Genomic DNA, 21,751 nt, shown 5'->3' with positions numbered 1-21,751 from the left:
ACGCGGGGTGCGTCACGGCCGCTGACTTATGAAAAACACTCACCAAAAAGAGGGGGACATTATGTCTGACCAAGAGGGTAATCAGGGAATACCTGAACCTGAAGGAGCGGTCGAACGGATCGACACGGATTACGAAATCGGCCAACACAATATCGAAGGAGAGCTATGGCGGTTTGGGTTCGACATTCATAATCCGGTTTTCATGATTTCCGGATTGTCGATTATCGCTTTCGTATTTTATGCGCTGGCTTTGCCAGAACAGTCAGGCGCGCTTTTCAGCTTCTTGTTTTCCAGCGTAACGAAGGGCTTTGACTGGTTCTTCCTGCTGGCGGGCGATATCTTTGTTGTCTTCTGTCTGGCGCTGATTGTCAGCCCCCTTGGAAAAGTGCGGCTTGGCGGCAAGGAAGCAACACCGGATTTCAGCTATATCGGCTGGTTTGCGATGTTGTTCGCTGCGGGCATGGGCATCGGGCTGATGTTCTATGGCGTGTCTGAACCGATGAGCCACTTTGCCAGTTCAATGGGCGGCACCAGCGTAGAAAACGGGGTCCGTACTGATTGGGCCCCATTGGGCGCAGCCGCAGGTAATGAGGCGGAATCATTGCGTTTGGGTATGGCGGCGACGATTTACCATTGGGGTCTGCATCCCTGGGCAATCTATGCCGTGGTGGCCTTGGCGCTGGCCTTGTTCAGCTATAACAAAGGGCTGCCGCTGACGATCCGCTCTGCCTTCTATCCGATCTTTGGGGATCGCGTCTGGGGTTGGACCGGTCATGTCATCGATATCCTGGCTGTGTTTGCAACACTGTTTGGTCTGGCCACATCCCTTGGGTTTGGGGCAACGCAGGCCAATGCCGGTCTGAATGAACTGTTTGGCGTGCCGGTCAGTGATACGACTGAAGTGTTGTTGATTTCGGGCATTACCGCCATTGCGTTGATTTCGGTTCTGCGCGGGCTTGAAGGCGGCGTGAAGGTCCTGTCAGAAATCAACATGGGACTTGCAGCCTTGCTGTTGTTGTTCGTGTTGTTTGTCGGCCCCACGGTCGCAATTCTGACGGGCTTTGTCTCCAATCTGGGCAGCTATCTGGAATATCTTCCTGCCCTGGCCAATCCATTCGGTCGGGAGGATGTGAATTTCAGCCAGGGCTGGACATCCTTCTATTGGGCCTGGTGGATTTCCTGGTCGCCTTTCGTGGGCATGTTCATTGCGCGCGTCAGCCGGGGGCGCACGGTCCGTGAATTTCTGGTCTGTGTGCTGTTGATCCCGTCTCTGGTCTGCGTGTTGTGGATGACTGTATTCGGTGGCGTTGCCATCCAGCAGGTCATTCAGGACGGCTATACATTGGCCCAGAATGCACCCCTTGAACTGAAACTGTTCAAGATGCTGGATGCCTTGCCTTTGTCGACCATCACGTCGGTGATCGGGATTGTTCTGGTGATCGTGTTCTTCGTGACATCGTCTGATAGCGGATCGCTGGTGATCGATACGATCACGGCGGGCGGTAAAGTGGATGCCCCGGTGCCCCAGCGTGTTTTCTGGTGCGTCTTTGAAGGCGCGGTTGCCATCGTCCTGCTGTTGTCCGTAGGGGGTTTGTCTTCCCTGCAATCCATGGTGATTTCAACGGGTCTGCCGTTCACCGTGGTATTGTTGGTGATGTGCTATGCCATTTTCCGCGGCTTGCTGGCGGAACCACGCAAGTAAGTCTATTGCACTGTGACTTGGAAAGGGGCGCTGAGGAGAAATCTTCAGCGCCCTTCTTCGTTTCAGGCAAGGCCCATTTCCGCCATGCGGCGCTGAAGGGCAAGCAGGTCCTGCCAGGCCTGACGCTTCGCAGATGGTGTTTTCAGCAGATAGGCCGGGTGAAAGGTCGCAAGTGCGGGGAGGGAGGTTTCCCCGACCTGAATATCGAACCAGGTACCCCTGCTGCGGGTGATTCCCTGTTTCGGACCAACCGACGTGATCAGACTATTGACCGCCTGACCGCCTGCCAGAAGCAACAGCTTCGGGCCGACCAATGAGATCTGTTTTTCCAGAAACGGTCGACAGATAGCCATTTCCCCATCCGTGGGGGATCGATTACCCGCCGGTCGCCAAAAGACGGGGCTTGAGAGATAAACATCCCCCCGCGACAAGCCAATCGCTTGTAGCATCTTATCCAGCAGCGCCCCGGTTTGCGCCACAAAGGGGGCTCCGGCTCGATCTTCTTCCGTATCGGGCGCATCGCCAATCAGCATTAAGGGCGCGCCCACCGATCCTGTGCCAAAAACCATGTTCTTCGCATGAAATCGCAATTCGCAGCCTTCAAAACGCTCCAACGCAGCGGACAGCTCTTCCAGGGTCGTGCAGGCGTGTGCAGCCGTCTTGGCCTGTTCCACCGCTTCAGCTGCGCCCAATGGGGCGTCGGCGCTTGGTTTGGCGCGGTTTGTCGCTGGTGGTGCGGTGGATGCCTTTGCCTGCGAAAGCGCGCTTTCAGCCGCGGCCCGTCTGGCGGCCAGGCGTGCCTCTGCCTCGGCATAACGATCACAGGGCTGATCTGCCAATGCCTCATCCGCGCCCATGGCTGTTTGCCATTCCAGCGCTGATATCAGGGCTTTTACGTCGCCATCCAACACGTTACCGTCGCCAACCATGATTGCTATTTCGGGCTTTTGGGCTATTGTGCCCGCCGAAACCCATTCCGCCAAGTCGCCTGATGAAGAAGATAAGGATCGATCAATATGTCCGACGCTGTGGTTCGTGAAAGCATGGAATATGATGTGGTGATTGTGGGGGCTGGCCCCTCCGGTCTGTCCACCGCCATCCGCTTGAAACAGTTGGAACAGGAAACCGGTAAGGAAATCGCCGTTTGCGTTATCGAAAAGGGCGCAGAGGTTGGCGCGCATATCCTGTCTGGTGCGGTTCTGGAACCACGCGCCTTGAACGAGTTGATCCCCGATTGGCAGGATAAGGGTGCGCCGTTGGATACGCCGGCGAAGGACGATCATTTCCTGTTTTTGACCGAGACTAAGGCATTCAAGATGCCAACGCCGCCGCAGATGAACAATCACGGCAACTATATCATCTCGCTGGGGAACTTCTGCCGGTGGCTGGCGGAACAGGCTGAGGCGATGGGTGTTGAGATTTATCCGGGCTTTGCCGCTGCTGAAATCCTGTACCACGAAGATGGCAGTGTGAAAGGCGTCGCGACCGGCGATATGGGCCGCCTGAAAGATGGCAGCGAAGGGCCGATGTTCCAGCCCGGTATGGAATTATGGGCCAAGCAGACCGTCTTTTCCGAAGGCTGTCGTGGCAGCCTGGGTAAAGTGCTGATGGAAAAGTTCGACCTGCGCAAGGATGCAGAACCACAGACCTATGGCCTGGGCATGAAGGAGTTGTGGGAGATTGATCCGGCGAAGTCAGAGCCAGGTAAGATCATCCATACCACCGGCTGGCCGATGGATACGAAGACTTATGGCGGGTCGTTCCTGTATCATTTGAATGGCAATCAGGTCGCAATCGGCTATGTGGTTGGTTTGGATTATGAGAATCCAAATCTGTTCCCCTATATGGAATTCCAGCGCTTCAAGCATCACCCGGAAATCAAGAAAATCCTGGAAGGCGGCAAGCGCATTTCCTATGGCGCCCGTGCCCTGAATGAGGGCGGGTATCAGTCGATCCCGAAACTGACCTTCCCTGGCGGTGTCATGGTCGGTTGCGAGGCCGGGTTCCTGAACGTGCCCAAGATCAAGGGCACCCATACCGCGATGAAATCGGGCATGACTGCTGCGGAAGCGATCTTTGCCGCGCTGACCGGCGACGGCGAAGCCCCACGCGAAATTACCGCCTATGAAGAGGCATTGAAGAAAAGCTGGGTCTGGGACGAGCTCTATGCCGTGCGCAACATCCGCCCGTCCTTCAAATGGGGTTTTTGGGCAGCACTTGTCTATTCCGGTCTGGATACCTTCCTGTTCCGGGGCAAGGCCCCCTGGACTCTGCACCATCACGGGCCGGACCATAAATCGCTGAAAGCGGCAAAGGACTGTCGGAAAATCGATTATCCGAAACCCGATGGCGTGATCAGCTTTGATCGCCTGACCAATGTTGCCTTTTCCGGCACCAATCATGAGGAAGACCAGCCGGTTCACCTGCAGTTGAAGGATGCTTCGGTCCCGGTCGATATCAATCTGGCACTCTATGACGAGCCCGCGCAGCGATATTGCCCGGCCGGTGTGTACGAGATTGTACGGGAATCAGACGGTGGCAATCCGCGCCTGCAGATCAACCATCAGAACTGCGTCCACTGCAAAACCTGCGATATCAAGGACCCCACCCAAAACATCAACTGGGTCGTCCCGCAGGGCGGCGAGGGGCCGACTTACCCGAATATGTAGGGGTGTCATAGTGTCTGGGGAGGTCTGCTTCTCGGTTTAATGACAGTGAACAGACCCAGCCTTATTATCCATATGGCAGCACTGACCGGGAGGCGAGCTTTTCCGGCATCCGCCGCCATGCGCGATACTCTCATTCTGTGTGACCGTGGGCAGGGCCGTCGCATGCGTTATGGACTGTGTGGCAAAAAAAACCAGTCCTGAGACGACTAAAGATAAAAGGGTAAGTTTCATTCTGACTATCCTATCTATTAATTGTATGATTGATATCATACTACCTTAATTATAATTTTACGATTGAAATCTGTTTAAAGGATTATGCTCAAAGCTCTTCGTCCAATCATTGCCTGCCCTCACGAATAAAGCCGCGGCACGCTGGCGGTGGTGGTTTGTTTTCGGTCCTGGCTGGGAGAGACCTGGAATTGCCTGCGATAGGCGCGGGAGAAAGCGGGGAGGCTGTCGAATCCGGTTTCGACCGCGATTTCGCCGATGCCCAATGTGGTTTGCTGCAACAGGTTCTGCGCACGGGTTAGGCGCAGGGCCAGGTAATGGGCCTGGGGGCTGTGTCCGGTCCCTTTCTGAAAATGACGCTCCAGCGTCCGTTGGCTGGTTCCAAGCAGTTCTACCAGATCGGGGAGGGCAATGGGGTCATTGATATGGCGGGTCATGAGGGCGATTGCCTGGGTGACCAGGGCGCTTTCTCCCGGCTTCAAACTGTTCGCTGTTTCGGGATGTCCTTGCTGATACAACAGATGGATCTGGACCGTTCGGGCCAGGGCTGCGCCCGCATCTTCCTCAATCAACTGCAGGGCCAGGTCAATGGCGCTGGCGCCCCCGGCACAGGTCAGGCATCGGCCTGCTCGATTGACGGACGCTTCGCTGAGGCGGATATCGGGGAAGTCTTCTTCAAATCCATCGCGATTGGCCCAATGGATCGCGGCTTCTCGTCCGGTCAGCAGGCCGGCCCGCGCCATTGCCACGCCGCCCGTTTCCAACCCTACCACACGCGCGCCAAACCGATGGGCTGCTCTTAAAAAGCCCCCTACGCCCGGCGCATTTGCAAGCCCGTGGGGGTCAAAGCTGGCCACGGCGAAAACGATATCCATCTTGCGTGCGGATACTGTTTCCAGCGGATCGGTGCTGATAGCATGGTTGCCAAAGGCCAGAACCTTACCCCCATTGGCAGAGACTGTATCCCAGGCATAAAGCGATTTTCCCGCCTGCCAATTTGCCACAAAGAAGGCATCTGTAATCGCAGCCAAGGTGATCAGGCTGAACCCGTCATGCAGGATGAAGCAGCAGTGTTTCGTCATATAATCACTTAACACTATTCGACACTTGTCTGTCGATCTTTGTCTGTACTGTGCCCTAAATCCAGATAGCTTCGGGGACACTTATCCTACAGCAGGAGTGCGACTTGATGTTTGCCGACAAGAAAACTCTCTGGGAAACAAATCGGCCTGAGACCGATCTGACCCTGCCCGCGCGTTATTATTACGATGCGGATATCTTCCAGCGAGAGGCAGAGACGATCTTTTACCCGTCCTGGCATTGCGTCTGTCACGACACAGAAGTCCCGGAACCAGGGGACTATGTGAAATTTGATCTGCTGACCCAAAGCGTGATTGTCGTGCGCGGCGATGATGGTCAGGTGCGCGCCTTTCACAATGTCTGTCAGCATCGCGGCACGCAATTGGTGGAAGACCGTCGCGGTCGCTTCAAACAGGCGATCACCTGTCCGTATCATGCCTGGACCTATGCTTTTGACGGCGATTTGAAGATCGCACCACGGACCAATGCGCTGGAAGGGTTCAACGCCGCGGACTATGGCTTAAAGGAAGTGAGAGCGGAGAATTATGGCGGCTTTTGGTATATTAATATGGACCGCAACGCGACGCCGATTGCCGAAGAAATGGACGGTGCCCTGGATGCGATGCGCCCGTATTTCCCGGATCTGGACGATATCACCTTTGTGGAAGAGGTGGACTATGTCGTCGATGCGAACTGGAAAATCATCACAGATAACGCAATTGAGGGCTATCACTTTAAACTGTCCGGTCCGGTCCATAAGGAACTGGCATCGTTGATTGATTTCAAGGGATATGACCTTCAGGCGCATGGACATTGGTGGGACTTTAAAGGGCCGCCCAAAAAGGTGAAGACAGCCTTTGGTCATCCCATTGCGGGGGAGAAATATCAGACGGACTGGTTCTATAATATCCAGCTGTGGCCGATGACGACGCTGTATGCCTTTCCCTATGCCGATGTGATTGGCACATTCAATTCAATCCCGCTGGGGCCGGAAAAGACGCTGCTGCGGTTTGGGCATTACTGTCCGAAATCCCGCCCCCAAAGCGCCTTGAGCCGGGCCGCGATGGATTGGTTCAACACGCAACTGGGACCGGAAGATATCTGGCTTAATCTGCTGGTGCAGCGCGGGGTGCAGTCCTTCGGCTTTGATCAAGGTCGCTATATGATCGATGCGGAGCGGGGGCCCAATAGCGAGCATCTGGTGCATCATTTCCACAAGCTGGTCTATGATGCACTGACCGGGGGTCAGTCCTTCCCGCGCAAAGCCGCTGCGGAATGACAAAGGTGGAAACTGTTTCAGATTACATTATCATCGGGGCCGGATCAGCGGGCTGTGTGCTGGCCAATCGCCTGAGTGCCGATCCTAAGAATTCTGTGCTGGTGGTGGAAGCCGGGCCTGATGACAATGATTGGACCCTGAAGATGCCGTCGGCTCTGACCATCGCGCTGGGTCGGACAAAGCACAATTGGGCCTATCAGGGGGAACCGGAACCGGGCCTGAACAACCGCGTCTTAAAGCATGACCGTGGCAAGGTGCTGGGGGGATCATCCTCCATCAACGGTATGGTGTGTATTCGCGGCCATGCCAGAGATTATGACACCTGGCGACAGATGGGCTGTGATGGCTGGGGCTATGCCGATGTGCTGCCCTATTTCAAGCGGCTGGAAAGCTATGCCGGGGGCGATGATGAGTATCGCGGTACGGATGGGCCGTTGAAAGTCACCCGCCCACCTGCAAGAAATCCGATCTTTCAGGCCTTTCTGGATGCGGGAGAACAGGCGGGTTATCCCCGCACCAGGGATATCTGCGGGCGTGTTCAGGAAGGGTTTGGCCTGTTGGACAGCACGGTGCATGGGGGCCAGCGCTGGAGCGCGGTACGGGCCTTTCTGGACCCGATCCGGTCCCGCAGAAATCTAACCATCCTGACTGACACGCGCACGCAGCGAATATTATTTGAGAACAAGACGGCCATTGGCATCGAAGTTCAGGAAAAATCTGGAACCTTGCGGCAGTACCGGGCGGGTAAAGAGGTTGTTCTGTCTTCAGGTGCCGTCGCGTCGCCCCATTTGCTGATGCTGTCTGGGATCGGTCCGGCGGCGCATCTGCGCGATCATGGTATCGATGTTGTCGCAGACCGCCCAGGTGTGGGGGAGAACCTGAACGAACACCCTGATTTCGTAATGAAGTATCTGTGTCGTCAGCCGGTTTCCCTGCTTCCCCATACGCGGGGCCTGGGGAAGATAAAGATCGGTCTGCAATGGTTTCTGTCGCGAACTGGTGTAGCGGCGTCCAATCAATTTGATGCTGTCGCCTGCATTCGGTCCAGCGCCGGGGTCGATTATCCGGATATCCAATTGACCATCATCCCCATTGCCGTGAAGGAAGGGTCGGTTGATCCGATGACGGTGCATTCCTTCCAAATTCATATCGGTTTGATGCGGGCCCACAGCCGGGGGCGGGTATTCTTAAAGAATGCCGACCCCAATGGTCAGGCGGGTATCCTGGTGAACTATCTAAAAGACCCCCGCGACCGTGACATATTGCGCAAGGGCATTCGTCTGGTGCGTGAATTGATCGACCAATCGGCCTTTCAGGATTTAGCAGGTGACGAGATTTTCCCCGGCCCAGCCTATGTCACCGATGCAGAGCTTGATGAGATGTTGACCAAGGCGGTGGATACCCAATGGCATCTGTCCGGTACCTGCAAGATGGGCTCCGCCCAGGATATAATGGCAGTCTGCGATTCTCAGGGGCGTGTGCTTGGTGTGGAAAATTTAAGAGTCGTAGATGCGTCCCTGATGCCAATCGTTGTGAATGGCAACACCAATTGCCCAACCTTGATGATCGCAGAGAAAATGAGCGATGCGATCTTGGGCCATCCCCCATTGCCGCGCGAAGACCGCGAAGTCTGGCAAAACCCCGATTGGGAAACCGCACAGCGATAGTATTAGTGAATTCTATGGCAGTAAGCTTTGTTTTATCCCTCTTGATGGGGCGTCCATTCTCTCCCCTCTGGGCGGAGGACGGCTCTGTTTACTCCCTCCCCCTTGAGGGGGGAGGACGGTTTTATCTACTCCCTCCCCCTTGAGGGGGGAGGGTTGGGGTGGGGGTGATAGGCCGCAAGGCCTTTCCCTGCAGTGGGCTGGATTGCGGAGGAGAGAGCACCCCCCTCCCAACCTCCCCCCCTCAAGGGGGGAGGGGTAAGATATGGGGCTCCCCCCCTCAAGGGGGGAGGGGAATCGCATATGGGGCTCCCACCTCAAGGGGGGAGGAGTAAAAAATGGGGCAATAGATAACCAAAGGTCCAATCGGCATCAGCCGCGCAGTTTGCCAACTTTGGCGATGCTTTCGGGCAGGTCGTGGCCATATTTTTCGGTCACGATGGAAACGATGCGGGTAACTTCGTCCTTGCCCAGCGTATCCATCAATTCGCACGGCGCCTTGCCAAAGCGCAGGGCCAGGCCCGCGCCCATGTCTATATCGGCCGGGCTGGCGACATCTTCGTCCAGGGATTGCAGGACCGGCAGGAAGGTGGCTGCGCGCAGGCGGTCGGCGATGATCGCATCGCTTTCGGCAGAGCCCGTTGCATCGTCGCCGATTTCAAATTCATAATCCGTGTCTCCGCGATCCGCCAAGCCATTGGCCAGGGCATAGAAGGCACCGTGCGGGCCTAGATTGCGCTGGGCATGGAACATGATTTTCGGCTTCACCAGATTCATCACCATGAACGGGCCTGCCGCGACGCCCAGGCAGTCCTGTGCTACACGGTCGATCTGGGCGGTCGTGCCAACACCTTCATCCAACAGCCGCACAGCCTCATTGCCATAGGGGACGAAGAAGCGATTGATGGCGAATCCATAGGCGTCCTTGCACGGAATGGGCTTCTTCGCGGTTTCCTTAATAAAGGTAACGCATTTCTGGAACAGGGCTTCGTCGGTCTTTTCGCCCTTCACGACTTCCACAATCGGGTTGATTGCGGCTGGATTGAAATAATGCAGGCCCAGAAAGCGGGTCGGGTCGTCAACGGTTTCAGCCAATTCTGAGACCCGCAGCGCTGACGTATTGGTTGCAACCACAGTGGTTGGCTTTAAATGCGCGTTCAGACGTTTGAACAGGTCCTCTTTAACGCTGAATTCTTCAAAAATTGCCTCAATGATCAGATCACAGTCCGTAAGGGCGGAAAGCTCTGTCGCGCCTGTCAATTTCCCATAGGCCTGATCGGCATCTTGCGTGCTCATTTTGCCTTTTTCAGCGGCGCGATCATAGAATTTCTTGGCAGCGGCCAGACCCCGATCAACGGCGGCCTGGTTGGTATCGACCAGAACGACAGCAACACCTTGTTGACCCAAAGAGGTTGCAATGCCTGATCCCATGGTCCCGGCACCAATAATACCTACAGTCTTAAAAATCATGATCTCACTCCCTTAGTGTCAAAATGGTTGGTTCCTACCTAATGCCGCAACGCAATATTGTCGAGGGTCCTATCCCTCATTCCGCGCCCAAAGGACGATCTGTGTGCACCGAAACAGGGCGATGGGCCGGTCGGGTCTGGCATCGGAAAACACTTCCGCATCCCAGACCTGAGTGGTGCGTCCCTGATGTTTGGCATGGGCGCGACAGATCAGGCTGCCCTTGCGTGCGGTTCCCATATGATTGGATTTCAACTCCGCCGTGGTGAAGCCTTCCGCCCCTTCCGGTAAATCGGCAAAGGTGCCATAACCACAGCATGTATCGGCCAGGGCAACGACCGAGGCTGCATGCAGAAACCCATTGGGTGCCAACAGATTGGGTGTGATTTTCATCCGCCCCTTGCTGACACCATCGCCGGCATCGGTGATTTCTATGCCCAACAGGGATACCAGTGTTCCATTTGCGCGCTCTCTTAATATCTCGGGGTCAATTTTCGGCATTCCGGGTTCCTTTACGGTTAGGCGCTAATGGTTTTTCCTTTGAAGCCACACAAGTCATTGACAATACACGCCCCACAATCCGGTTTGCGCGCCTTACAGATGTAACGACCATGCAAGATAAGCCAATGATGCGCGTGGCGCAGAAATTCTTTCGGGATCCGTTTTTCCAGCTTTAATTCGACTTCCAGCGGCGTTTTTCCCTTTGCCATGCCGGTACGATTGCCAACCCGGAACAGATGCGTATCAACGGCGATGGTCGCTGCGCCAAAGGCGATGTTTAACACCACATTGGCGGTCTTGCGCCCAACACCGGGCAGGGTTTCCAGGGCGGCGCGATCCTGTGGCACGGTGCCGCCAAAGTCCCGCACCAGAATCTCGGCAGCCTGCATCACATTCTTGGCCTTGGAATTATAAAGTCCGATTGTCTTGATGTGGTCTTTCAAGCGTGCCTCCCCCAAGGCCAGCATATCTTGCGGGGTTGAGACGATTTGAAACAGGCGTTCGGTTGCCTTGTTCACACCGATATCCGTTGCTTGCGCTGACAGGGCGACGGCCACCAGCAGCGTATAGGGATTGGTCCAGTTAAGCTCCCCCTTGGGCTCTGGATTTGCCGCTTGCAAGCGGGCGAAAAACTCATGGATATCGGCTTTTTTCATGAATGGGCAATTCGATTGTTTTGATTGGTCAGCCTGTGATTCACCGGGCACATTAAAGAAGCCATGGTCACCAAGAAAGCATTTCTCTCACATGCGGGCGCTTTACGACTGTGTAATTCGCGCTAATCTATGGGGCATGCGCGACACTCACGAACAGACCATCTATCTTGATGCGACGCTGCGGCCTCACCGCAGCCTGGATCAGCGTGGATTTCTGCTTGTGATGATCGCGATCGGGGGCTGTGGTTTCCTGATCGGGTTTGCCTTCTTCCTTGCCGGGGCCTGGCCCGTGGCGGGTTTCTGTGGTTTGGAGATTGCGCTGGTTTACATCGCCTTCAGGCTTAATTTTCGGGATGCCCGGCGGTGTGAGCATTTGCTGATGACGGATGATGGTTTGCATATCGTGCGAACAGACCCATCGGGCACCATCCAGCATATCCAGTTAGAGCCCAGTTGGGTGACGGTACAAATGGATGATCCACCCCGTCATGAGAGTCAGTTGATCCTGAAAAGTCATGGTCAAGGCACAGAAATCGGGCGTTTCCTGCAACCCTATGAACGCGTTGAGGTGGCCAAAGCGCTGCGAAACGCGATACAGCGTTATCGCACGGCCTGAGCATGCGCGGGGGGCTGCGTATCAATTGAACGGACCAATGCGGGGACCTGAACTGCCAGTGTCAGGCCGCGTGCCAACAGGAATATATGCAGCGCCACCCATAATCCGTCATTACCAAACTGTCCGGTCAGCACCCATTCTGAGGCGAAGTAGAGCGCAATTGAGATCAGCATCCCATTGCGTAGGGCTGCTGATCGGGTCGCGCCAACGAAAATCCCGTCCAGCACAAAGGCCCAGACGGCGGTTATGGGCAGGAACGCGGCCCACAGCATGAAATTTGCGGATACATCGCGGACGGGCAGTTGATCGGTCATCAGGCCGACGATGTGATTGCCAAACAGGAAAAAAACCAGCACCGCGACCAGGGAAACCAGGCCACCCCACACTAAGGACAGGCGGGTAACTGTTAAAAATACGGCCCGGTTGCGTTGTCCCACAGCCTTTCCGATCAGGATTTCCGCCGCATTGGCAAAGGCATCCAATCCATAGGAGCTGAGATCCAGAAAGATCAGCAGCACCAGGTTCGCCGCCAATGTGACCGTGCCTAATTCCGCGCCGGCAATTTTGAAATGCGCAAAGGCGATCAGCAGACAGAAGGTCCTAATCAACAGGTCGCGATTGACACCAAAGAGGCGTCTCAGGCCGGCCGGCTCTAAGACACTGACCCAATCGGGCAGCAGGGACTGTCCCAAATGCCGCAATCGGCGCGCAATGAAATACAGGCCCAGGGCAGCACCAACCAGCTCACCGATGACGGTGGCCAGGGCGACGCCTTCAATGCCCCAATCGAACCCAAAGACGAAAACAAAATCCAGCACGACATTGACCAGATTGGTAACAATCTGGATGGTGACGGGCAGGCGCATACTGCCAAACCCAAACATCCATCCCAGTACCACCAGATTCAAGAGGGCTGCTGGCGCGCCCCAGATCCGGATGTCGAAATAGGACAGGCCGTATGTTTGGACGGTTTCTGTCGCATCGGTCAGTTGGAAGGCATATCGGCCTATGGGATCTTGAAAGACCATCATGATAATCGCCAATGCGATTGCAATCAGGCCGCCACGATACAGAACGATGCGGACCTCTGCGGCGTCGCCTCTGCCATCCGCCTGGGCGGTCAGGCCAATTGTGCTCATGCGCAGAAAGCTGAAGCTGAAATACAGCGTGGAGAATATCATCGCCCCCAGGCCGACAGCCGCAAGCCCGCTGGGATCGGGCAGATGGCCCATCACGGCGGTATCGACGATGCCCGGCAGGGGAACCGATAAATTTGCCAGCACAATGGGTCCAGCCAGAGCGAACAGGCGGCGATTCCAATTTGTCGTCTCTTGGGACTGGGTGTGCGGCGAAGTCATTTTGACTACTTGCCCGGTTTTCCCCAAGGCGACAAGTCCTTGAGCGCCGCTTTAAAATATTCATGAAACTATTCTCAATATGGTTATCAGAACGTGCTATAGTTCAAACGGATGACGGGGCAGAATTCAGGAATTTTTCTGCAGGCGTAACGCCAATGATCGAAGTTGATTATACCAATTATTGCAGTATCCAGGCGGAATGGGCAGCAGGCCTGTTGCGGGCTGCGGGTCATCCGGAATTTATGCCGGACGGCTATTGTGAGGATATGACCGCCATTGCCAAAGGCATCCAGGCGCGGCTGACGGATGGGCGGCATTACTGTCGCATTACCATTCCGGCCCAGGTCACCAGTCCGGATTGACGCCCGGCAGGGTTGCCCGCGCGCGCAGAACAAATGTTGGGTCAATATCGGCCGTTGCGGCGAAGTCCAACAGATCAGGCTCGTGCCCCAGCAAATGATCCAGAACCCCACCCAGAAAGGCCGGGTCGGCGATGCGGTCGCGCAGGTCGTTCTGGTCTAATCCGGACAGGGCCAGGAATCGGTCCAGCCGATCCTCATCTTCCACCAGAAAACTTAACGCCTGTAGTGCCAAGGTTTCCGCCTGTTCTTGCTTCATTGCTGCCTCATCGACCGAATAGGGCTAGTGTCCCCGTGTCATTCGCGATATCACGCGCAACCGCTGGCGAAAAGGATTTAGACCCATCGTGACCGACACCACCGCGTTACAGCGCTTCAGGGCGGGCCTGCTGATTTACAAAGACAGGCGCATTATTCTGATCGCCCTGATGGGCATCGCCAGTGGCCTGCCGTTGTTGCTGACTTTAAGTACGCTTGGCTATTGGTTGCGGACACAGGGGCTGGATCTGACGTCGATTGGTCTATTCGCCGTAGTCGGAACCCCCTATGCGTTAAAGTTTCTGTGGGCGCCAGTGATCGATAAAATATCGCTGCCGCTGTTTACGGCAAAACTGGGTCAACGCCGGGGATGGGCTCTGTTCATTCAGATTTTGCTGATGGCGGCTATTGCATCTCTTGGATTTACAGATCCGGTTGTCGCGCTGGCACCGGTCGCGATTCTAACCACATCGATTGGATTTTTGTCCGCCAGTCAGGATGTGGTGCTGGATGCCCTGCGCATTGAACTTTTAGAGGAGGACGAGCAAGGGGCTGGAGCGGCTGCCACGCAAGGTGGGTATCGAATTGGTCTTTTGATTTCCGGGGCGGGCGTTCTGTTTCTGTCTGATTTTGTCTCCTGGGCCGTGGTATTTGTGTGCTTATCGGGGTTCATGACGCTGGGAATGTTGGCGGTTTTACTGGTCAAGGAACCCGATCATCCAAAGACAGCGGAAATCAGGGATATGAAAACCTTTATGAAGGTTGGCGTGATCTCTCCATTTTCGGAATTTCTGGTGCGTCCCGGTGCCTTTGTAATCCTGACATTTGTGTTGTTGTACAAATTTGGCGATGCCATCGGGGGGACGATGGCCAATCCTTTTTATGTCGATATGGGCTTTACCGGCACTGATATCGCGTTGGTCAGTAAAACGGCGGGAATAATTGCAACCATGGTGGGGGTGTTTGCCGGTGGCGTGCTGGTCCGCGCGATCGGGCTGTTCCTCTCTCTTGTGATTGGCGGTATTCTGCAAGCAGCGACAAATATGCTGTACGCCTGGGTGGCTGTTTCCGGCACCGATGTCAGTGTGTTGGCGATAGCGATCTGGGGCGATAATTTTACTGGGGGATTGGGGTCGGCAGCCTTTATTGCCTATCTGTCGGTGCTGTGTAATCGTGAGTTCACAGCGACGCAGTATGCCTTGTTGACATCGTTTATGGCTTTCGGGCGCACCTTGTTGTCGACCCCCAGCGGGTGGCTGGTAGAACAGGTCGGTTGGGTGGAGTTTTTCATCATGACCTCGTTCCTGGCGGTGCCGGGTTTGGTGCTGATCTTCGTGCTGTCGCGCTACAAGGCATATAAGCCAACCAAGTCAGCCGATTGACTGTTTTTTCGTTGCGACGATTTCTCCCATGTTGCAGTGCAGCAATTTAAGTACTATCTAGAGGGTCAGACATTGGTGGCCGGCTGCGGTTACCGCGGATAAATGAAAAGGAAGTTTTATGCGGATTGAGTTGCTTGCCACAGGCGTTGCGCCACCTTGGGACGTTAATGTTGTGATCGAAGTCCCCCAAGGGGCGGAACCGGTGAAATATGAGTTGGATAAGGATTCAGGGGCGCTGTATGTCGACCGTTTCCTGCATACCGCCATGTTCTATCCGGCAAACTATGGCTTTATTCCGCATACTTTATGTGGGGATGGCGACCCGATTGACGTGCTGGTTGTTGGGCGCGTTCCCGTCGTACCTGGCAGTATCGTGCGGTCGCGGCCGGTTGGTGTGATGATGATGGAAGACGAAAGCGGCATGGATGAAAAAATCATCGCCGTGCCCCACAGCAAGCTGCATCCCTATTATGATGAAGTGACAGATTATACGGATTTGCCAAAGATTCTGATTGATCAGATTGCCCATTTCTTTGCCCATTATAAGGACCTTGAGCCCGGTAAATGGGCCAAGATCATCGGATGGGCGGACTCGAAAAAAGCTGCAGAGATGATTGAGGCCTCGATTACCGCCCATAACGAAAGTGTGGCGGCAAAATAGGCAGGCCTCCAAGAGCAAATCCCGAACAAACGGGATCGTTTGTGACGACGTATTTGCTCAGAAAATATGTGGTTAGAGTATCCTGTGTGAGCGCATGCGAGCGCATGATGCTCTAGCCGAAAGCTGGAGAAATGTCGGTAGCGCACATGAAAGAAGCTAACTTTTCCAACGACAATCGGATTGCCGTTATTGATGGCGATATTACACGGTTGACCGTGGATGCGATTGTGAACGCTGCGAATGAACCCCTGATCGGGGGTGGGGGCGTTGACGGGGCTATTCATCACGCTGCCGGGCCAGAAATGATGGAATATTGTGCCGGTTTGGGCGGATGCCCGACCGGGGAGGCTCGCATCACCCCAGGCTTTCGATTGGCGGCGCGTCACGTCATTCATACTGTCGGTCCGATCTGGATCGACGGACAATCCGGAGAAGCGGGGTTTTTGGCATCCTGTTATCGTAATTGTTTGCAATTGGCTGTGGAAAATAACGTGCGCAGCGTCGCATTTCCGGCAATCTCCACTGGGGCCTATGGCTATCCGGCGGAATTGGCGACAGAAATTGCAATATCTACCGTGTATGATGTCTTGGCGGAGAATTCAGGCATCGAAAAGGTTATTTTTTGTTGTTGGGGGTCGGCAATGACCGACATGTATAATCGGGTTCTGGCGCAAAAGGCTCTGAAGAACGGATAAAAATCAGGGACGGGACAACTGCTCGTGCAGGCGTAAAGCGATTGATTGAAATCGCGCAACAATGAAGGTGCCCCATGTCCGTACGTGACCTAGAATACCTGTTCAATCCACGCTCTATCGCCTTGATTGGCGCATCCAAACGGGCTGGTTCCGTGGGGGCGGTGCTGGCGCAGAACCTGTTTGGCGGTGGGTTTGAAGGGCCGATCATGCCCGTCAACCCCAAGCATTCCGCGATTGGCGGCAGCATGACCTGGAAGGATATTGAAAGCCTTCCCATGGTGCCGGATCTGGCCATTGTCGCGACCCCCGCCGATGCGGTGCCCCAGGTTATTGCGGACCTGAATAAAAAGGGATGCAAGGCTGCCTGTGTGATCACAGCCGGTTTTGGAGAGGGCGACGACACGGAAGGCCATGCACGCCGTCAGGCGGTTATGGACGCGGCGGGCTCCATGCGGATTTTGGGACCAAATGTGCTGGGCATGATGGTTCCGGCAATAGGCCTGAATGCCAGCTTTGCCCATATGAACCCCAAGATCGGGGATTTAGCCTTTGTCGCGCAATCGGGGGCGGTGTTGACCTCTGTCCTGGATTGGGCGACGGGGCGCGGTATCGGCTTTTCCCACATGATCAGCGTCGGCGACAAAATGGATGTCGATTTCGGCGACATGTTGAACTATCTGGCCACAGCGTCAGAGGTTCGCGCGATCATGCTGTATATTGAGGCCGTGGGGGATGCGGCGAAGTTCATGTCCGCAGCCCGCGCGGCGGCCCGCACTAAACCCGTTGTTGTCATCAAGGCGGGGCGCATGGCCGAAGGGGCCAGGGCTGCAAGCTCTCATACCGGCGCGCTGGCGGGTTCAGATTCGGTCTATGATGCAGCCTTCCGGCGGGCTGGCATGTTGCGGGTCTATGATATGCAGGAATTGTTTGATGCGGTTCAGACACTGTCCAGTGAATTACGGCGGATGGGATCCCTGGCGGATGGCGATCCCAATACGGTGGGGGATCGTCTGGCGATCCTGTCCAATGGGGGCGGTATTGGTGTGCTGGCAACAGACAGCCTGATTGAACAGGGCGGTCATCTGGCCGAACTGTCGCCACAGACAATTGAAAAACTGAATGCCTGCCTGCCAACGACATGGAGCAAGGGAAACCCGGTTGATATTATTGGCGATGCCCCGGGTAGTCGCTATCGTGAGTCCCTGCAGGCCTTGATTGCGGATGAAGCGGCCGATGCTGTGCTGGTCTTGAATTGCCCCACCGCAATCAGTAACTCGCTGGAAGCTGCGGAGGCTGTTCTGGAAGTGGCCCGGGACCGTCATCGCCCGATCCTGACATCCTGGCTGGGGGATATGTCCGCCGCTGAGTCGCGCCGCCGCTTTGTAGAGGCGCGCATTCCAACCTACAACACCGCCGAAGAGGCTGTGCGGGGCTTTATGCATGTGGTTCGATATCGCCGCAATCAGGTGAATCTGATGCAGGTGCCCTCTGCACGCGCCAATAGTGTGGAGCCGGACCGAGATAAGGTGCGCAGCATTATCGATCAGGCCCTGTCGGAAGATCGGGAATGGCTGAGCGAAGTTGAGGCCAAGCAGGTTTTGGAAGCCTATGGCATTCCCATTGTGCGAACCGAAATTGGCCGCACGCCCGCCGAAGCGGCGGAAATCGCCAGAGGGTTCTCCATGGGGGATCTGGTGGCGGTCAAAATTCTTTCGCGCGATATTACGCATAAAAGCGATGTTGGCGGGGTCGTGCTGAACCTGTCATCGCCCGATCAGGTCTATAACGCCACGGAATCGATGCTAAAGCGGATGCATCAGGAATTTCCCGATGCCCAAATCGAAGGGGTCAGTGTTCAGCAGATGATTCGCCGGCCCGGCGCCCATGAATTGATTGTGGGGCTGAATGAAGACCCGCAATTCGGCCCGGTCGTCCTGTTTGGGAAGGGGGGCAAAGAGGTTGAAATCGTTGGCGATACCGTAACCGGCTTACCGCCATTGAATGATGTTCTGGCCCAGACCCTGATAGAGGAAACGGCAGTCCATAAGCTGTTGCGCGGGTATCGTGATGAGCCGCCTGTGGATTTTGAAAGCCTGAGGCTTGTCCTGATTCAGATTGGCCAATTGGCGATCGATTTTGCAGAAGTGAAAGAGCTGGATATCAATCCATTGATCGCGGACAGTGCCGGTGTCATGGCGCTGGATGCCCGAATCCGTGTTGCAGCCGTGTCCCGGGAACTGCGCGATAATCCGGCGCGGCGCCTGGCGATCCACCCTTATCCCCGCGATCAGGAAGGGACTGTGCCATTGCGGGATGGAACAATGGTCAATGTTCGCCCGATCAGACCCGAGGACGCGCCTGGATTAAGCGATCTGGTCGCCCGGTCCGCCCCGGAAGATATTCGCTTCCGTTTCCTGCACCCGATGCGCCTGTTGCCAGAGCGTTTGGCGGCCCGCCTGTCCCAAATCGATTATGCCAGAGAGATGGCATTTGTTGCGCTGGACCCGGCGGATTCAGACTCCATCATCGGGGTTGCCCGCCTGATCGCCAACGCGGATGGGGCAGAGGCGGAATACGCAATCCTGCTGCGACAGGACCACAAGGGTGAAGGTTTGGGCTATGCGCTGATGTGCCTGTTGATAAAATATGCCCGCCAGCGCGGTATAGATGTTCTGTATGGCGATGTGCTGCGCGATAACAAACCCATGTTGGATATGTGCGCGGATCTGGGCTTCACACAGCACAGTGATCCCAGTGATGCAGGCCTGGTTCGGGTGCAATTGATGGTGACATCGCAAGCCACGCCAACCGCATCGAAAAATAAGCAGGTTGAAACGATAAATTAGGGTTTGATCACTAGAGCAATATCAGGTCATTCATGGTCGCTTTGACCGAATATTGCTTTAGCGGGTAAACCGGTCTTGCAGAGTCAGGAATACGCCGCGGATTCCTTGTGCCTCGCCGCCTTCCGGGCGACCGGGCTTCGTGCTTGTATTCCAGCTCATCAGATCAAAATGGGCCCATTCGATTTCCGGTTCGACGAATTTTTCCAAGAACAGGGCTGCCGTGATGGCCCCCGCATACCCGCCTGAGGAAACATTGTTGGTATCGGCAATCTTGCTGTCCAGCATCCCGGTATAGGCCTGATGCAGCGGCAAGCGCCAGGTTGGATCCTTTGCGGCCAGACCGCCCTGTGACAGCGCGGCAGCCAGACTGTCGCTGTTACAGAATAAGGCAGGCAGATCGGTTCCCAGGGCCACCCGGGCGGCCCCGGTCAATGTGGCGAAATCAATCAACAGGTCTGGCGTTTCTTCACAGGCCAAGGCCAGCGCATCGCCCAGAACAAGGCGACCTTCCGCATCGGTATTGCCGACTTCGACCGTCAATCCCTTGCGGGTATTCAGGATATCCAGGGGGCGGAAGGCATTGCCTGATACACTGTTTTCCACAGCCGGGATCAACACGCGCAAACTGACCGGAAGCTCCATTTCCATGATCATGCGCGACAGGCCCAGAACCTGGGCCGCGCCCCCCATGTCCTTTTTCATCATCAGCATGCCACTGGATGGCTTCAAATCCAGCCCACCAGTGTCAAAGCAGACGCCTTTTCCAACAAGCGTTACTTTCGGATGGATCGGATTGCCCCAGCGCAGGTCTATCAGGCGTGGCGCGCGTGTTGACGCACGGCCAACCGCATGAATCATCGGAAAATTCTGCGTCAGCAGGTCCTCCCCGATGATGGTTTCACAATGTGCGCCAAAAGTTTGTGACAAGGCCGATGCCGCCGCAGCCAGCTCTTCCGGTCCCATATCCGACGCCGGCGTATTGACCAGATCGCGGGTCAGATAAATGCCCGCAGACACGGCTGCAACAAGCTTATTGTCCGCATTCTTCGGCCAGACCAATTCCCGGACAGGTTCCGAGCGTTTGCGATAGCGGTCGAAATCATAGCTGCCCAAGGCCCAGCCGAGGCTGGCATTGTAAGCCATGGTGGCATCAGGTTCGGGCGACAGGCAATAGCGCCCGGCTGGCAGTCGAACCGCTGCTGCGCCCCAGGACCACAGATCCTGTTCATTTTCCAGGACCACCAGGGCGTTGTTCGGGGCCCCCGCCTTGTCTGGGAAAATCGCAACGGCACCGGGCTTCGCCTTGAACCCAGACCCTTTGATCCAGGTTTGAACGGGGTCCGATTGGTTTGAAAGCCAAGTGTCATAGTCGGCTTTTACGATTCCCGTTATGCTGCGTGTCTCTTTATTTTTCTGTTTAACAAAGCAACTCATATCCATGACCTTTTATGACAAGCTGACGTGAAGGGTAGGGTTAACAGTCCGGTTCTGGGATCGCCAGCACTTCGATCAATCGCGCTTCGGCGACCATGAAGCCCAGATCAATGGTCAGGCGCGTGACGATTCCATTGGGCAGAATATCGGAAATATAGGTTGAAATCGGCTCTGCATCAGTGTGGGTCAAATCAAATAATGTTGTGACAACCCGCTTTGCCTGCCCGATTTTCGTGATGCCGTCGGGATCCTGCGCCTGCGCATCCAAGGGCTCTGGCGTGCCGGCAACCAGGTCCGTGGCGCGCCAGGCGCTTAATTCACTGCCATCAAAGTAGATATAGTTCGTCAGAACCTGTTGCGCCCCCCAAGCGGCATTCAGATTGGTCCGCATCGCATTAATCGGGAACAGCGTATCCTGTGGCAGACGAACTTTCTTTTGCTCAGGCAGGGTGAACTCTGCCTCCCCTCGGCCATCTTCTTCCAGTGTTGCGATGCCTTGATAGGTTTCTTCCGGGGCATCATTGACCACAACGTCTGTTTTGAATTCAAACCGTCGCCCGTCCAGGCTTTCTGTTGCGGCTTGATTCATAACCAGAACGAAGCCTGCGCCATCCTGATTGCCTGCTGCTAAATTCAAATTGGATTGCAGTGTCCAGTTTTTGCAGCCCTTGACCAGATCGACGCTTAGGCCGCCATCCAGCATGGTGACTTCGCCAACCTTTGCTTCAATCAATGTGATGCTGTAGCGCGCTGAATGCGGCAGCACAGAGTATTCCTGTGCCTGTGCAGCCTGCGGTGTTGCAAAAATAAACAGCAGTGAAAGGGTGGCAAGGAGGCTTTTGCGGTGCATTGAGGTGATCCCTTTAATTTTTCTGTTTGGGCATTCCGTTTGGGCA

Annotated in this window: 19 protein-coding genes; 10 read left to right on the top strand and 9 right to left on the bottom strand. The window is 55.5% G+C overall.

Annotated elements, in window-relative coordinates; genetic code table 11:
* Positions 1-61: 61 nt before the first annotated feature.
* On the top strand, positions 62-1,702 hold the full coding sequence (locus ACOSDM_RS11735) for a BCCT family transporter (protein ID WP_420724720.1): 1,641 nt from the start codon (positions 62-64) through the stop codon (positions 1,700-1,702).
* A gap of 62 nt (positions 1,703-1,764) precedes the next feature.
* Here the strand turns inward: ACOSDM_RS11735 and ACOSDM_RS11730 are convergent, their stop codons facing one another.
* A complete protein-coding gene (locus ACOSDM_RS11730; protein WP_420724719.1) occupies positions 1,765-2,685 on the bottom strand; it encodes a uracil-DNA glycosylase in 921 nt (306 codons plus the stop codon).
* A gap of 33 nt (positions 2,686-2,718) precedes the next feature.
* Between ACOSDM_RS11730 and ACOSDM_RS11725 the strand changes: the two genes are divergently transcribed.
* Positions 2,719-4,371 (top strand): electron transfer flavoprotein-ubiquinone oxidoreductase, encoded by a 1,653-nt coding sequence (locus tag ACOSDM_RS11725; protein WP_420724718.1) that lies wholly within the window; start codon positions 2,719-2,721, stop codon positions 4,369-4,371.
* Positions 4,372-4,721: 350 nt separating this feature from the next.
* Here the strand turns inward: ACOSDM_RS11725 and ACOSDM_RS11720 are convergent, their stop codons facing one another.
* On the bottom strand, positions 4,722-5,681 hold the full coding sequence (locus tag ACOSDM_RS11720; protein WP_420724717.1) for a GlxA family transcriptional regulator: 960 nt from the start codon (positions 5,679-5,681) through the stop codon (positions 4,722-4,724).
* 107 nt (positions 5,682-5,788) lie between these two features.
* On the opposite strand from ACOSDM_RS11720, the gene ACOSDM_RS11715 reads away from it, so the two are divergent.
* Both ACOSDM_RS11715 and ACOSDM_RS11710 read left to right on the top strand, forming a co-directional pair.
* Complete coding sequence (locus ACOSDM_RS11715) at positions 5,789-6,958, top strand: aromatic ring-hydroxylating oxygenase subunit alpha (protein WP_420724716.1); 1,170 nt, start codon at positions 5,789-5,791, stop codon at positions 6,956-6,958.
* Positions 6,955-8,625, top strand: a complete 1,671-nt coding sequence (locus ACOSDM_RS11710; protein WP_420724715.1) for a choline dehydrogenase — start codon at positions 6,955-6,957, stop codon at positions 8,623-8,625. The genes ACOSDM_RS11715 and ACOSDM_RS11710 overlap by 4 nt, the downstream gene beginning before the upstream one ends.
* Positions 8,626-8,994: 369 nt before the next feature.
* Here ACOSDM_RS11710 and ACOSDM_RS11705 read toward each other — a convergent pair whose 3' ends face one another.
* From ACOSDM_RS11705 to nth, 3 genes are all read right to left on the bottom strand, one after another.
* Positions 8,995-10,092 (bottom strand): 3-hydroxyacyl-CoA dehydrogenase NAD-binding domain-containing protein, encoded by a 1,098-nt coding sequence (locus tag ACOSDM_RS11705; RefSeq protein ID WP_420724714.1) that lies wholly within the window; start codon positions 10,090-10,092, stop codon positions 8,995-8,997.
* Positions 10,093-10,161: 69 nt separating this feature from the next.
* Complete coding sequence (locus ACOSDM_RS11700) at positions 10,162-10,590, bottom strand: PaaI family thioesterase (RefSeq protein WP_420724713.1); 429 nt, start codon at positions 10,588-10,590, stop codon at positions 10,162-10,164.
* Positions 10,591-10,607: 17 nt separating this feature from the next.
* Complete coding sequence (nth, locus tag ACOSDM_RS11695; protein ID WP_420724712.1) at positions 10,608-11,246, bottom strand: endonuclease III; 639 nt, start codon at positions 11,244-11,246, stop codon at positions 10,608-10,610.
* Positions 11,247-11,382: 136 nt separating this feature from the next.
* Between nth and ACOSDM_RS11690 the strand changes: the two genes are divergently transcribed.
* Entirely contained in the window at positions 11,383-11,862 is a 480-nt protein-coding gene (locus ACOSDM_RS11690) for a DUF2244 domain-containing protein (RefSeq protein ID WP_420724711.1), read from the top strand.
* On the opposite strand, the gene ACOSDM_RS11685 is transcribed toward ACOSDM_RS11690, so the two are convergent.
* Positions 11,847-13,220, bottom strand: a complete 1,374-nt coding sequence (locus ACOSDM_RS11685) for an MATE family efflux transporter (RefSeq protein ID WP_420724710.1) — start codon at positions 13,218-13,220, stop codon at positions 11,847-11,849. The two genes, ACOSDM_RS11690 and ACOSDM_RS11685, sit on opposite strands and share 16 nt — an antisense overlap.
* Positions 13,221-13,375: 155 nt before the next feature.
* On the opposite strand from ACOSDM_RS11685, the gene ACOSDM_RS11680 reads away from it, so the two are divergent.
* A complete protein-coding gene (locus tag ACOSDM_RS11680; protein WP_420724709.1) occupies positions 13,376-13,582 on the top strand; it encodes a hypothetical protein in 207 nt (68 codons plus the stop codon).
* Here the strand turns inward: ACOSDM_RS11680 and ACOSDM_RS11675 are convergent.
* Complete coding sequence (locus ACOSDM_RS11675) at positions 13,566-13,838, bottom strand: DUF3572 domain-containing protein (protein ID WP_420724708.1); 273 nt, start codon at positions 13,836-13,838, stop codon at positions 13,566-13,568. The genes ACOSDM_RS11680 and ACOSDM_RS11675 overlap by 17 nt on opposite strands.
* 88 nt (positions 13,839-13,926) lie before the next feature.
* Here ACOSDM_RS11675 and ACOSDM_RS11670 point away from each other — a divergent pair, with 88 nt between their 5' ends.
* The 4 genes from ACOSDM_RS11670 (at position 13,927) to ACOSDM_RS11655 (ending at position 19,421) form a co-directional block, all read left to right on the top strand.
* Positions 13,927-15,219 (top strand): AmpG family muropeptide MFS transporter, encoded by a 1,293-nt coding sequence (locus ACOSDM_RS11670; protein ID WP_420724707.1) that lies wholly within the window; start codon positions 13,927-13,929, stop codon positions 15,217-15,219.
* A 118-nt stretch (positions 15,220-15,337) separates the two neighbouring features.
* Positions 15,338-15,880, top strand: a complete 543-nt coding sequence (gene ppa / locus ACOSDM_RS11665) for an inorganic diphosphatase (RefSeq protein ID WP_420724706.1) — start codon at positions 15,338-15,340, stop codon at positions 15,878-15,880.
* 146 nt (positions 15,881-16,026) lie between these two features.
* On the top strand, positions 16,027-16,575 hold the full coding sequence (locus ACOSDM_RS11660; RefSeq protein ID WP_420724705.1) for an O-acetyl-ADP-ribose deacetylase: 549 nt from the start codon (positions 16,027-16,029) through the stop codon (positions 16,573-16,575).
* Positions 16,576-16,649: 74 nt separating this feature from the next.
* Positions 16,650-19,421 carry a GNAT family N-acetyltransferase gene (locus ACOSDM_RS11655; RefSeq protein ID WP_420724704.1) on the top strand — a complete coding sequence of 924 codons (2,772 nt, stop codon included), beginning with the start codon at positions 16,650-16,652 and terminating at the stop codon, positions 19,419-19,421.
* Positions 19,422-19,478: 57 nt separating this feature from the next.
* On the opposite strand, the gene ACOSDM_RS11650 is transcribed toward ACOSDM_RS11655, so the two are convergent.
* Positions 19,479-20,855 carry a leucyl aminopeptidase family protein gene (locus tag ACOSDM_RS11650; RefSeq protein ID WP_420724703.1) on the bottom strand — a complete coding sequence of 459 codons (1,377 nt, stop codon included), beginning with the start codon at positions 20,853-20,855 and terminating at the stop codon, positions 19,479-19,481.
* A gap of 40 nt (positions 20,856-20,895) precedes the next feature.
* Positions 20,896-21,705, bottom strand: a complete 810-nt coding sequence (locus tag ACOSDM_RS11645; RefSeq protein WP_420724702.1) for an EipB family protein — start codon at positions 21,703-21,705, stop codon at positions 20,896-20,898.
* Between the last annotated feature and the right edge of the window lie 46 nt (positions 21,706-21,751).

The sequence above is a fragment of the Hwanghaeella sp. LZ110 genome, assembly GCF_048892525.1.
In the GTDB taxonomy this organism is placed as follows: Bacteria; Pseudomonadota; Alphaproteobacteria; order UBA8366; family Aestuariispiraceae; genus Pacificispira.
This window is presented reverse-complemented; position numbering and strand designations above follow the sequence as displayed.

Coding starts and splice junctions, on each gene's coding strand:
- ACOSDM_RS11735 (WP_420724720.1), top strand. CDS start 62: ATGTCTGACCAAGAGGGTAATCAGGGAATACCTGAACCTGAAGGAGCG.
- ACOSDM_RS11725 (WP_420724718.1), top strand. CDS start 2,719: ATGTCCGACGCTGTGGTTCGTGAAAGCATGGAATATGATGTGGTGATT.
- ACOSDM_RS11720 (WP_420724717.1), bottom strand. CDS start 5,681: ATGACGAAACACTGCTGCTTCATCCTGCATGACGGGTTCAGCCTGATC.
- ACOSDM_RS11715 (WP_420724716.1), top strand. CDS start 5,789: ATGTTTGCCGACAAGAAAACTCTCTGGGAAACAAATCGGCCTGAGACC.
- ACOSDM_RS11710 (WP_420724715.1), top strand. CDS start 6,955: ATGACAAAGGTGGAAACTGTTTCAGATTACATTATCATCGGGGCCGGA.
- ACOSDM_RS11705 (WP_420724714.1), bottom strand. CDS start 10,092: ATGATTTTTAAGACTGTAGGTATTATTGGTGCCGGGACCATGGGATCA.
- ACOSDM_RS11700 (WP_420724713.1), bottom strand. CDS start 10,590: ATGCCGAAAATTGACCCCGAGATATTAAGAGAGCGCGCAAATGGAACA.
- nth (WP_420724712.1), bottom strand. CDS start 11,246: ATGAAAAAAGCCGATATCCATGAGTTTTTCGCCCGCTTGCAAGCGGCA.
- ACOSDM_RS11690 (WP_420724711.1), top strand. CDS start 11,383: ATGCGCGACACTCACGAACAGACCATCTATCTTGATGCGACGCTGCGG.
- ACOSDM_RS11685 (WP_420724710.1), bottom strand. CDS start 13,220: ATGACTTCGCCGCACACCCAGTCCCAAGAGACGACAAATTGGAATCGC.
- ACOSDM_RS11680 (WP_420724709.1), top strand. CDS start 13,376: ATGATCGAAGTTGATTATACCAATTATTGCAGTATCCAGGCGGAATGG.
- ACOSDM_RS11675 (WP_420724708.1), bottom strand. CDS start 13,838: ATGAAGCAAGAACAGGCGGAAACCTTGGCACTACAGGCGTTAAGTTTT.
- ppa (WP_420724706.1), top strand. CDS start 15,338: ATGCGGATTGAGTTGCTTGCCACAGGCGTTGCGCCACCTTGGGACGTT.
- ACOSDM_RS11660 (WP_420724705.1), top strand. CDS start 16,027: ATGAAAGAAGCTAACTTTTCCAACGACAATCGGATTGCCGTTATTGAT.
- ACOSDM_RS11655 (WP_420724704.1), top strand. CDS start 16,650: ATGTCCGTACGTGACCTAGAATACCTGTTCAATCCACGCTCTATCGCC.
- ACOSDM_RS11650 (WP_420724703.1), bottom strand. CDS start 20,855: ATGAGTTGCTTTGTTAAACAGAAAAATAAAGAGACACGCAGCATAACG.
- ACOSDM_RS11645 (WP_420724702.1), bottom strand. CDS start 21,705: ATGCACCGCAAAAGCCTCCTTGCCACCCTTTCACTGCTGTTTATTTTT.